Below are 10,780 nucleotides of genomic sequence, written 5' to 3'. Positions count from 1 at the left end.
TCATCGTCGTGGGTCCGTTCCGTGAGCTGTCTTCTAAACGTCCTCGGCTACGTCTGCGATGACCGCCGAGCCGAATAAATCAGCGTTTCCCTAGCTCTGCGACGCCCACTACCAACAGCAACACACCGAGAGCCTTACCGATCCGCTGGATGCCGTGCGCGTTCGGCGGCAACGGATCGATCCCCCGCAGCGTCATGCCCGCGCTCGCGAACAGCATCGCGAGCACCATCATCAACAGCCAATCAGGCAACAGCGAATAGACAAACCAGAGCGCCGCGGCCAACAGCATGAATCCAAGCGTATGCTGCACGGGGATCATCCAACGGCCGGCTTTCGGCAATACGTGCGAGCCAAACGTGCCGAACGCGAGCAACGGCAGCCCCATGCCGATCGCCATTGCGTAAAGCGCCGCCGCACCACCGATCAGGTCGCGACTGTTCGCGATATAGAGCAGCGCACCCGCGAGCACCGGCGTGGAGCACGGACCGACGATCAGCGCGGACAGCATGCCCATCACGAACACGGGGCCCGCGCGCCCGCCCGGCAGCCGGCGGCTCCAGTTCGCGAAGCGGGTCTGCCAGTTGACGGGCATCTGCAGCCGGAACACGCCGAACATGCCGAGCGCAAATACGACCATCAGCGCACCGAACGCGGCCAGCACCCAGCTCCGCTGCGTCAATGCGACGAGCGGCATACCCGCGAGCGCCGCGACGGTGCCGGCACCGGCGTAGGTGAGCGCGAGTCCCTGCACGTAGACGAACGATAGTCTGAAGCCGCGCCACAGCGAAGCCGGTCGCGCGCCCGCGCCGATAACGGCTGCAACGATCGGAATCAGCGGATACATGCAGACCGTGGCCGCCATCAGCAGACCGCCAAGCAGAAAACCGGCGATTTCGGGCAGGCTGATTCCGTTTGCCGGACGCAGATGGATTCCGAACACCGAGAGTGTCGAATGACTTCTCGAGCCGCCGGTCTGAGCAGCAGCCGCCCCGGCATCATCGCCGGTGGCCACACGCGTCACCGTTCCATCTGTGGCAATCCGGAAGGTGCGCATCAATGGCGGATAGCAGACGCCCGCGTCCGCACATCCTTGCGAGGTGACCGACAACGTGACACTGCCTGCTGCGACGGCACGAGGCAGCGTAATGCGAAGATGTAGCGGCCGGTGGTATACCGTGACCATGCCAAACGTCGGATCCTTCTTGACCTCGCCCGGCGGCAGCGCGTCGGGCTTGACCGGCACACCGTCCGCCGCGAAGCTGAAGCGGTCTCGATAAAGGTAGTATCCCGGATGGGTATCGAAGTCGAGATCGACTTGCTGCGGCCCGCCGAGCGACACCTTCAGAGGAAAGGCACTCTCAGGCGGTAGAAGATCGGCCTCGCCGAGCGCGTGGGCGGCGAACGATGCCAGCATCAACAGCACGCCAAGCGCGATGCGCAGCACGAGCGCATGCGCCCAGCGTCCACCGAACGCCCTCGCCGTGGAATGCCATGTGTGCACTGCCGCCTCCATTCAGAGACGCCGCATGCGGGACCGGCCATCGATGGCCGGCCCGCAGGCACGGCTTTACCCCATCAAGACGATTGCTTCACCATTTTCACGATGGTCAGGGTGCCGCCGACATCCTCGACGCGCACCTTGACCTTGTCACCCTGGTGAGCCTGCTTGACCATCGCGGCGTCCTTGGCCTTGTACGCCATCGTCATCGCGGCCATGCCGATATTGGCGAATTCGCCATGCTTGAGCGTGACCATGCCGGTTGCGGCATCGACCTTCATCACCTCCGCATCGGTCAGTGCCGACTCCGAGGCTTTCTTCGATGCGGACGGTTTCATCGACATCCCCTTGCCGGACATGTCGTCGCCGGCGAATGCCGACGATGCGAACGCGCCCATTGCACAAACTGCAGCGGCAGTAATGACAAATTTCTTCATTGAGCTTCTCCAGATTGGATTGAAGGCACCTTCGTGCCGGAAGGAACTGCTTGGTGAATTCCCGCCTGGTCCACCTTGCGCGCACGACGACGCTGCAACAGGAACCAGGCTGCCGGAATGACGAACATCGACAGCAGCGGCGCGGTGACCATACCGCCCACCATCGGCGCAGCGATACGCTGCATGACTTCAGAACCGGCGCCGTGCCCGATCATGATCGGCACAAGGCCGGACAGCACGACGGCAACAGTCATCGCCTTGGGTCGTACGCGCAGCACCGCCCCTTCACGAATCGCGTCGGCCAGCACGGCCTCCGTGAATGGCGCGCCGGCTTCGAGCCGACCGTTCAACGCACCCTTCAGGTACAGCAGCATCACGACGCCGAACTCTGCCGCGACGCCCGCCAGCGCGATGAAGCCGACCGAGGTGGCGACCGACACCGCGTGGCCCAGGCCCCAGATGAACCAGAGGCCGCCCACCAGTGCGAACGGCACGGTCGACATCAGCAGCAATGCGTCGGCCGCCGAATTGAACGTCAGGAACAGCAGCACGAAGATCACGACGAGCGTGACCGGAATGACGGTGCGCAACTTCGCCGCCGCCCGCTCCAGGTACTCGAACTGTCCGGACCATGCGATCGAATAGCCGGGCGGCAGCTTCACCTGCTGCGCGACGGCCTTCTGCATCGCCTGCACGGCCGATTCGAGGTCCGTATTGCGGATGTCGACGTACACATAGCCGGACAGCCGTGCGTTCTCGCTGCGGATCATCGGCGGCCCGTCGGCGATCGTGACATGCGCGACGTCGCCGAGCTGGATTTGCGCGCCCCGATCCGTGACGATCGGCAACTGCCGCAGCTTCTCGAGCGAATCGCGGACTTCGCGCGGATAACGGATATTGATCGGGAAGCGTTCGCGCCCGGCAATTACCTCGCCAACGTTCTCTCCCCCCACAGCCGACGACACGACGGACTGGATGTCCATGACGGATAGGCCGTATCGCGCGGCCGCAAGCCGATCGATGTCGACGTCGATGTACCGTCCACCGTTCAGACGCTCCGCCAGCGCGGACGTCACGCCCGGCACGTGCTTCACCGCAGCTTCGACCTGCGTCGCGATCGTGTCGATCTGCGTCAGGTCAGGTCCGGAAATCTTGACCCCGACGGGTGTCTTGATGCCGGTGGACAGCATGTCGAGCCGGTTGCGGATCGGCGGCACCCATACGTTCGACAGGCCCGGCACCTTGACGGTCCGGTCCAGCTCGTCGACCAGCTTCTCGGGTGTCATGCCGGGCCGCCATTGACTGCGAGGCTTGAACTGGATCGTCGTCTCGAACATCTCGAGCGGCGCCGGGTCCGTGGCCGTGTCGGCGCGGCCGGACTTACCGAACACGGTCGCGACCTCCGGCACTGTCTTGATGAGCCGGTCGGTCTGCTGCAGTAGTTCGGACGCCTTTTGAGCCGAAATGCCCGGCAGCGCGGTCGGCATGTACAGCAAGTCGCCCTCATCGAGCGGCGGCAGGAACTCGCCCCCTAGTCGCGACACCGGAATCGCCGTCAGGGCCAGTGCGACGACGGCAAAACCGATCGTCAACCATGGGCGACGCAGAGTCGCTTCGAGCAGTGGCCGGTACAGCCGGATCAGCACGCGGTTGATCGGGTTCGCGTTCTCATGCGGAATGCGGCCGCGGATCAGGTAGCCCATGAGCACCGGCACCAGCGTGACCGACAGCCCGGCTGCGGCCGCAATCGTATAGGTCTTCGTGAACGCCAGCGGCGAGAACAGCTTGCCCTCCTGCCCTTCGAGCGAGAAGACCGGGATGAACGACAGCGTGATGATCAGCAGCGAGAAGAACAGCGCCGGCCCGACTTCCGCCGCGGACGCGGCAATCAGTTCCCAGCGCTGCGCTGCGTTTATCGGCACGCGAGGATGGGCATGTTCGTAGGCCTCAAGATGCTTGTGCGCGTTCTCGATCATCACGATCGCCGCGTCGATCATCGCGCCGATCGCGATCGCGATACCGCCCAGCGACATCAGGTTCGCGTTCACGCCTTGGTAGCGCATCACGATGAATGCGGCCAACACACCGAGCGGCAGCGACAGGATTGCGACGAATGCGCTGCGCAGGTGGAACAGGAACACTGCGCATACCAACCCGACGACGATGAATTCCTCGATCAGCTTGTCCTTCAGGTTGTCCACCGCGCGTTCGATGAGTTGCGAGCGGTCGTACGTCGTGACGACTTCGACGCCGGGCGGCAGCGAGCGCTTCAGCTCGGCGAGCTTCGCTTTGACCGCGTCGATGGTCGTCAGGGCGTTCTTGCCGGAGCGCATCACGATGACCCCGCCCGCGACCTCGCCCTCGCCGTTCAATTCGGCGATGCCGCGGCGCATCTCCGGGCCGATCTGGATGCGCGCGACGTCGCCGAGCAGTACCGGGGTACCCGCTTCGTTCGTGCGCAGCACGACGTGGCGGAAGTCGTCGAGCGAGCGCAGATAGCCGGACGAGCGCACCATGTATTCCGACTCGGCGAGTTCGACGACCGAGCCGCCCGACGCCTGATTGGCCTTGCCGAGCGCGTCGGCCACCATCGACTGCGTGATGCCGTACGCGCGCAGCTTGTCCGGATCGAGCACGACCTGGTACTGGCGCACCATCCCGCCGATGCTGGCGACCTCAGACACGTCCGGCACGGCCTTCAGCTCGAACTTCAGGAACCAGTCGTTCAGCGCGCGCAGTTGCCCGAGATCGTGCTGTCCGGTCTTGTCGACGAGCGCGTACTCGTACACCCAACCGACACCGGTCGCATCTGGGCCGAGCGACACCGTCGCACCCTGCGGAAGGCGGCTTTGCACCTGATTTAAGTATTCCAGCACGCGCGAGCGCGCCCAATACTGATCGGTCTTGTCATCGAACAGCACGTAGACGAACGCATCCCCGAATGACGAATACGCGCGGATGGTCTTGGCGCCGGGCACGCCGAGCAGCGTGGTCGTCAACGGATAGGTCACCTGATCCTCGATCACCTGCGGTGCCTTGCCTGGATACGACGCCTTGATGATGACCTGCGTGTCCGACAGGTCGGGCAGCGCATCGAGCGGCGTCTCCTTGAGCGAGTAGACACCCCACGCCGCGACGAGGATGGTCACGAGCAGCACCATGAACCGGTTGCGAATGGACCACCGTATGAGATGCGCGATCATTGGACGCCTCCGGCCGGCTCAACCTTCGTCAGTTGGTAGCCGTCATCCGTCTGCTTGAAGGCGAAGTGCACGGCCTGGCCAACCTTCACGTCCGGAAAGGCGTTCGACGCCGGCTTGTTGAACGTCATCGTCATCGCGCCCCAACCAAGCGCGGGAACCGGCTGATGCGAGAACGTCATGTCGGCCGCAGTCACCTTTTCGACCCTGCCGGTGGTCTCGTAGGTTGGTGAAGCGGCTGCCGGCGCGGACGCCGCTGTCGCCGCACCGGCACCCTTCCCGCCCTCCAGCCGCGGCAGCACGGACTTCAGGCTGGCTTCCGAATCGATCAGGAACTGACCGGACGCGACGACGGTGTCGCCGTCGTTCAGGCCGCTCAGCACTTCGGTTTCGTTGCCGACGTCGTTGCCGACCGTCACCGACGCGGGCTGCAGACGGCCGTCGCTGTTTTTGACGATGACGATCGAACGCTTGCCGGTCGTGATGACCGCTTCGGACGGCACGAGCAACCGCGACACGGCCTTCTGGCCGCCGACGCGCACGCGCATCAGCATGCCGGGCGTCAGCTTGAGCGCACTGTTGTCGATTTCAAGGCGCGCCTGAAGCGTGCGGCTACTGGTGGTGATGCCCGGCAGGATCTCGCGGATACGCCCGGTGAAATGCTGCGTCGGATCGCCCGAGAACGTCGCGTCGACGGTCATGCCCGGACGCGCATCGAGCGCGAGCGCTTCCGGAATCTCGACGATCAGCCAGAGCTTCGAGAGGCCCGAAATCTTCGCGAGCGTCTGCCCCGGCGCGACCATCGCACCGTCGCGCACGTTCAGTTCGCTGACGACACCCGCTTCCGGCGATGCCAGCGTGAGGTGCGTTTGCGCCTTGCCGGTACGGTCGAGCGCCGCGATCATGCCGTCGGGAATCGACAGCGCGCGCATGCGCGCACGTGATGCATCGAGCAGACTATGATCCATCCCGCCGCGCTTGAGAGCGAGATATTCCTCCTGCGGCGCGAGCCAATCCGGCACGAATAGCGACGCGATCGGCGCGCCCTTCGCGACGCGTTGCATCGGCGCGCTGGCATACAGGTGATCGATGTAGCCGGTGACACGCGACTGAATGACGTCCGCTCTCGACTCGTCAAACTGCGTCGTGCCAACCGCATCGAAGCCACCGGCCGTATCCTGGCGACGGACGGTCGCGTAGCGTATGCCGAGATTCTGCTGCAAGCCCGGGTCAATCTTGATGCCGCTCGATCCGCCACCTTCGTCCGCGAAGACGGGTTCGAGCTGCATGTTCATGAAGGGCGATTTGCCCGGCTTGTCGAAGTGCTGGTTCGGCACCATCGGATCGTGCCAGTACAGTACTTTTCGGCCGGTTTTCGGGTCGATCTTGTCGCCCGCCGCGGACATCGATGGCGCGGCAGCGCTGGTCGGAAAGCCGTCGCCTGCGTGTCGAGTACCCGCAAAGTAGCCGGCGCCGAGCAGGGCCGCCCCGGCAAACAGCATCAACACTGCGCGCACGAGCGTGGTCTTCGTCATGTTGTTCTCCTTCACTGTGCGGCGGCCATCGTCGATGGCACGACCTGATATTCGAGTTGTGCCCAGGTTTGCGATACCTCGCGCTTGAGGTCGAGCACTTGCAGTTGCGCTTCCAGTTGGGCGCGTCGGGCCGCGAACGTATCCGCGAGCGAGCCGCTTCCGGCGCGATAAGCCGCGTTGGCAAGCTGCACGCGCTGATCGGCGGCCGGCAGCAGCGACTGGCTCAGGTTGGCGATGCGCTCGCGCCCGCTTGCCAGCGTCGCGGACTGCGTGCGGATGTCCGCCTGCACCTGGCGCAGCGTGTCCTCGTAGGTCAGCCGCGCCTTCGTCGCAAGTTCGGTCTTCTGCGCGAGATCACGGTCCTGAAGATTCTTCCGATTGAGCGGCAGCGGAATCGTGACCCCGATCGACACCATGTTCGAATAGGCCCCGCCACGTTGCTGATAGGCGATTTGCCACGTCCAGTTCGGGCTGCGCTCGCTGCTGGCCACCGCGGTATCCGCCTCGGCCACCGCCACGTCGTCGGATGCCGCCACGAGTGTCGGGTGCGCAATGCGCAGTTCGTCCGGCGGCAGCGCGGAGACGAACGATTCGGGCGCCGGCGGCTCCCCCGTCACGTCTGACACCGGTACGGCAGTCCAGCGCGACAGGCCGATCAGCGCCGTCTGGTAGGTCTGCTGCGCCTTGAGAACCTGATCCTGGGTTTGCGCCAGCATCGCTTGCGCCTGAACGACGTCGGCAGCGCTCGCCTTCGCTCCACGGTAGGACGCTTTCGTGGCTGCCAGTTCGTGCGTCATGTGGTCAAGCAAAGCCTGTTGAAGCGCGACCGCCTGCTTGGCGTAGACGGCGTTCAGCCACGCCGTCGCGGTTTGCTGACGGACCGTCGCGAGTTGCATCAGATAACCGGCTCGCTCGCGACCGACCATTTCATCGGCCAGCGCTGAACGCAGTTGCCGCTTCTTGCCCGACACCCACTCCTGCTGGATGCCAATGCGGCGCATCGTCATGAAGTCCTGGCCGATCGTGAAGCGCTGCGCGCCATTGATCGGCAAGTTGTCGACACCGGCCGAGAGCATCGGGTCGGGCAACTGGCCGGCCTTGACGGCCGCCTCGGAGCTGGCGCGAACGGACGCCTGCGCCGCCTGCATCGATGCGGAATGGTCGGTCGCCGATTGCAGCGCGGCGTCGAGCGTGAAAGGTGCTTGCTCGGCGTGAACGACGCCCGCAAGCAGTAGCGCGGCAACAAGAGAATGCGCGCGCATCGAAGCTCGCCGACCCCGCGGCGTGCCGAAAATGAATGGCATGTTCTAACCCCAACGACGGAATCCCATAGGGATTCCACGTCCTGGCAAAGGACGAACCTCACCGCATACGCGGTGAACCTGTCAGCGTGGGATCAGACGAGACGCGGAGGTCGCCACAACCCGTTCGGGTCACGGCTCGGGAGGGAGTCGGCGTAGTGGAAAATGACCGGGCTGACGAGCGCAGCCGGCCGACTGACACTGACCTGCACCGTTGGGTGGTAAAGGCTGCCGAACTGGCACTGGGCGGTCACTTTACAGAAGACGCCCTTCATTTTGGCGTGGCCGGCGGATGCCGACTTCATCAAGTCGCAGCCGGGCATATCGGCTGACATGCTCGAGTCCGTGTTCATGGACATGGTTTGCTGCATCGGACAGTCGCCCGTCAAGCCACTCGCTGCCAGCCCGCTAATGGGCAGCATCGCGCAAAGCAGCAAGAGGATGAAGGTCCGGAGCAATTTCATAACGCGCATTATAGTCCGCCCGTACCGGCGCTTGCATCGGAATTGTACTTATGTTTCCGCCCTTAAACATGCAGTCAACACGTGCACGGTCACGCGTTCGTCTTGGATTTGGGTACGGCGCTTGCGCGATGCGCCCGGCCCGATCCGGGCAGCCCAGTCAAGGAGAATCAAATGGCACACCAACAGTATCAGTCCGGCATCTCCGCCTGCGATGATTGCGCAGCCGCATGCTATCACTGTGCAACTGCATGCCTCAATGAGAGTGAAGTTGCGCAACTCGCGGATTGCATCAAACTAGACCTCGATTGCGCGGCCTTCTGCCGACTCGCGTCGGGCGCGATGGCGCGCGGAAGCGGGCAAACAAAGGCGCTATGTTCGAGCTGTGCAAATATCTGCGAAGCTTGCGCGGCCGAGTGCGAGAAGCACCCTCACGAACATTGCAAGGAATGCGCACTCGCATGTCGAAGATGTACCCAAGAGTGCCGCTCGATGGCACAATAGACTCGGACCACAAAATGAAGGACGACGGCTTCCGCGTCGGCGCGAAAGCCGTCGGTAAATTGATCGTCTGCTGTCCTTTGCTCCCGCGCCATCGCGTACTTTTTATCGTTTCATCACCGGTATCAACGTCGGGCATAAATGGCCATTGGACGGTGGCCATCGGCGAGGAACATCGCGTGGTTCTCTCCGGTTCCGGTACGCACTAATGCTGACCCCGGATCGCAATTACGGATGTGCGGTGCCATGCTCATTCGTTCGATCCCACGCACACGTTGCGCTCCCGATAATGCGGCGTGCGGCGGCATCTTCGGGCAGTTCAGACGGAAATTGTCTATCCACCCGGCGGATCAGTCGCCCCCACTGTGTTGTCCCCGAGGACTCGCATGCTCGGTCTGAAGCGGTCGGGCATCGCTGAACGGCTGATAATCGACAACCCCAAAATCCTGCTCCAGCAGTTCACGCATCTCGTCGACCGCCGATGTCTGTGCATGCCACATTTCGGAACACAGCCGAATCAGAGCATCATGACGCCGGTCAACACCGGTCATGCAAGCATTCAGCGGTTCAAAAAGCTCATAATGGTGCCGGGCGAATATCTCGAGGTACGCGTGGTCAAATGCTCTGCCTGGTTGCGCATGCTCAAGTATTGCAATTGCTGCTTGTTGTTCTGAACGGACCTTCGGCTGGTAGTTGACTCCGTACCAGACACGCAGAAACTTTTGAAGCTGAATGATCTGTTCGCGCTGACCACGGTTTTCCATCCGCGCACTAGACCTAATCTCTACCATTGAGGCCTTCGCGTTTGTCGCCGGATAGGACGGCGTCGGCGATGTCCCTTCATATGCAGACAGTTCGGTACTCCGCCGAGTATCCGTGCCTGCGGCGAGCTCGGTCATTCTGAGTGCAGAATAATGATGATCTATTACCTGCTCCATTAGCGCGACTTCAAATTCCGCTGTAATTCCACGACCGGGCGCGCTCGCGAACGCCATAGTAGGGCCCAAGAATGTTCCCACCATCAGACCCAGTAGCGGGAGTCGCACAATTCTCCTAAGGCTCGTCAAGCGCGCTCGCGGTCGCTCACCCTTCAAGTTTGCAATGCTTTCCATATCGCCTCCGTCGAAGTAGGGCCATCACCGGAAGTCGCAGGGCACGATTCGCTAGTATCAGTGATAATGGCCCGCCGATACCGAGCAGTACATATGCCCGAGGATACCGATGGAAATGCTGAGCACCGAAAATCTTAACTCTCTAAGTTGTGCACAACATGTCGCGTCATTTGCCAGCGCATGATGTGGCCCACGGACCGGCTACGGGCCCGCAAATAATGACATTAAGATGAAGTAAACGTCATGTGTGCGTCATCAAACGGGCTCGGATAACTGCGAGTTGTCGCAAGCCGTTTCGCTCGTCGTGGATTTATTTATTACCAACGCCACCTGTCCGCGTCGTCGGCAGCACCGCAAACGCAAACGTTACCGATGATCTGAACGAACGGGCGAATAAGTCTCATGAAAATTGCATTCATTGCGGCCCGGGCGTCGAAGTGAAATTTTTTTACTTCGCAAACGGCGACAATTTTATTTTGTGCTAGGGTTTGGGCGGCGCATCCCCCAACCCACCAGTTGATCGTTCTCTCTAGCAGAGGTTTTTCTCGTCAGCCGGGCGTGGTACTTCGCCGCCTCGCGCCGCATCCGTGCCTCTTCCGGCGACACGTAGATCGACGTACTGGCCAGCTTGCGCCGTTCGGACTCAGTGAGATCCGACATCACCGCGAGCAGCTGCGCGATCGCCCATTGCGTGAGTCCGCGCGCGCCGCGCACCGAATAGCCGCCCCGCGCTGC

Annotated in this window: 9 protein-coding genes and 1 pseudogene; 2 read left to right on the top strand and 8 right to left on the bottom strand. The window is 62.7% G+C overall.

Annotated features, from left to right (window positions below):
- Window positions 1-79: 79 nt before the first annotated feature.
- The 6 genes from dsbD to DFS13_RS39130 form a co-directional block, all read right to left on the bottom strand.
- Window positions 80-1,513 (bottom strand): protein-disulfide reductase DsbD, encoded by a 1,434-nt coding sequence (dsbD, locus tag DFS13_RS39155; protein WP_111442882.1) that lies wholly within the window; start codon window positions 1,511-1,513, stop codon window positions 80-82.
- Window positions 1,514-1,575: 62 nt separating this feature from the next.
- Window positions 1,576-1,935, bottom strand: a complete 360-nt coding sequence (locus DFS13_RS39150) for a copper-binding protein (protein ID WP_027810174.1) — start codon at window positions 1,933-1,935, stop codon at window positions 1,576-1,578.
- Window positions 1,932-5,138, bottom strand: a complete 3,207-nt coding sequence (locus DFS13_RS39145; RefSeq protein ID WP_027810173.1) for an efflux RND transporter permease subunit — start codon at window positions 5,136-5,138, stop codon at window positions 1,932-1,934. The genes DFS13_RS39150 and DFS13_RS39145 overlap by 4 nt, the downstream gene beginning before the upstream one ends.
- The gene (locus DFS13_RS39140) at window positions 5,135-6,670 is read right to left on the bottom strand and encodes an efflux RND transporter periplasmic adaptor subunit (RefSeq protein ID WP_027810172.1); all 1,536 of its coding nucleotides are present in this window, start codon (window positions 6,668-6,670) and stop codon (window positions 5,135-5,137) included. The genes DFS13_RS39145 and DFS13_RS39140 overlap by 4 nt, the downstream gene beginning before the upstream one ends.
- 11 nt (window positions 6,671-6,681) lie before the next feature.
- Window positions 6,682-7,974: a TolC family protein gene (locus DFS13_RS39135; protein ID WP_027810171.1), complete on the bottom strand. Its 1,293-nt coding sequence runs from the start codon at window positions 7,972-7,974 to the stop codon at window positions 6,682-6,684.
- A 92-nt stretch (window positions 7,975-8,066) separates the two neighbouring features.
- Window positions 8,067-8,435, bottom strand: coding sequence for a hypothetical protein (locus DFS13_RS39130; protein WP_027810170.1), 369 nt, complete (start codon window positions 8,433-8,435; stop codon window positions 8,067-8,069).
- A 171-nt stretch (window positions 8,436-8,606) separates the two neighbouring features.
- Between DFS13_RS39130 and DFS13_RS41095 the strand changes: the two genes are divergently transcribed.
- Both DFS13_RS41095 and DFS13_RS40105 read left to right on the top strand, forming a co-directional pair.
- On the top strand, window positions 8,607-8,936 hold the full coding sequence (locus DFS13_RS41095) for a four-helix bundle copper-binding protein (RefSeq protein WP_080289672.1): 330 nt from the start codon (window positions 8,607-8,609) through the stop codon (window positions 8,934-8,936).
- A complete protein-coding gene (locus DFS13_RS40105; RefSeq protein WP_146125846.1) occupies window positions 8,894-9,142 on the top strand; it encodes a hypothetical protein in 249 nt (82 codons plus the stop codon). The genes DFS13_RS41095 and DFS13_RS40105 overlap by 43 nt, the downstream gene beginning before the upstream one ends.
- A gap of 141 nt (window positions 9,143-9,283) precedes the next feature.
- On the opposite strand, the gene DFS13_RS39120 is transcribed toward DFS13_RS40105, so the two are convergent.
- Both DFS13_RS39120 and DFS13_RS39115 read right to left on the bottom strand, forming a co-directional pair.
- A complete protein-coding gene (locus DFS13_RS39120) occupies window positions 9,284-9,832 on the bottom strand; it encodes a DUF305 domain-containing protein (protein WP_226112406.1) in 549 nt (182 codons plus the stop codon).
- A gap of 684 nt (window positions 9,833-10,516) precedes the next feature.
- Window positions 10,517-10,780: pseudogene (locus tag DFS13_RS39115) on the bottom strand (hypothetical protein); the annotation flags it as partial.

The organism is Burkholderia sp. 28_3, from assembly GCF_003253915.1.
In the GTDB taxonomy this organism is placed as follows: Bacteria; Pseudomonadota; Gammaproteobacteria; order Burkholderiales; family Burkholderiaceae; genus Burkholderia; species Burkholderia cenocepacia.
The sequence above is the reverse complement of the archived record's forward strand: the minus strand, read 5'-3'. Positions and strand labels throughout refer to the sequence as shown.

What these genes read in the sequence shown, in the direction of transcription:
- dsbD (WP_111442882.1), bottom strand. Translation starts at nt 1,513, where the DNA reads ATGGAGGCGGCAGTGCACACATGGCATTCCACGGCGAGGGCGTTCGGT.
- DFS13_RS39150 (WP_027810174.1), bottom strand. Translation starts at nt 1,935, where the DNA reads ATGAAGAAATTTGTCATTACTGCCGCTGCAGTTTGTGCAATGGGCGCG.
- DFS13_RS39145 (WP_027810173.1), bottom strand. Translation starts at nt 5,138, where the DNA reads ATGATCGCGCATCTCATACGGTGGTCCATTCGCAACCGGTTCATGGTG.
- DFS13_RS39140 (WP_027810172.1), bottom strand. Translation starts at nt 6,670, where the DNA reads ATGACGAAGACCACGCTCGTGCGCGCAGTGTTGATGCTGTTTGCCGGG.
- DFS13_RS39135 (WP_027810171.1), bottom strand. Translation starts at nt 7,974, where the DNA reads ATGCCATTCATTTTCGGCACGCCGCGGGGTCGGCGAGCTTCGATGCGC.
- DFS13_RS39130 (WP_027810170.1), bottom strand. Translation starts at nt 8,435, where the DNA reads ATGAAATTGCTCCGGACCTTCATCCTCTTGCTGCTTTGCGCGATGCTG.
- DFS13_RS41095 (WP_080289672.1), top strand. Translation starts at nt 8,607, where the DNA reads ATGGCACACCAACAGTATCAGTCCGGCATCTCCGCCTGCGATGATTGC.
- DFS13_RS40105 (WP_146125846.1), top strand. Translation starts at nt 8,894, where the DNA reads ATGTCGAAGATGTACCCAAGAGTGCCGCTCGATGGCACAATAGACTCG.
- DFS13_RS39120 (WP_226112406.1), bottom strand. Translation starts at nt 9,832, where the DNA reads ATGACCGAGCTCGCCGCAGGCACGGATACTCGGCGGAGTACCGAACTG.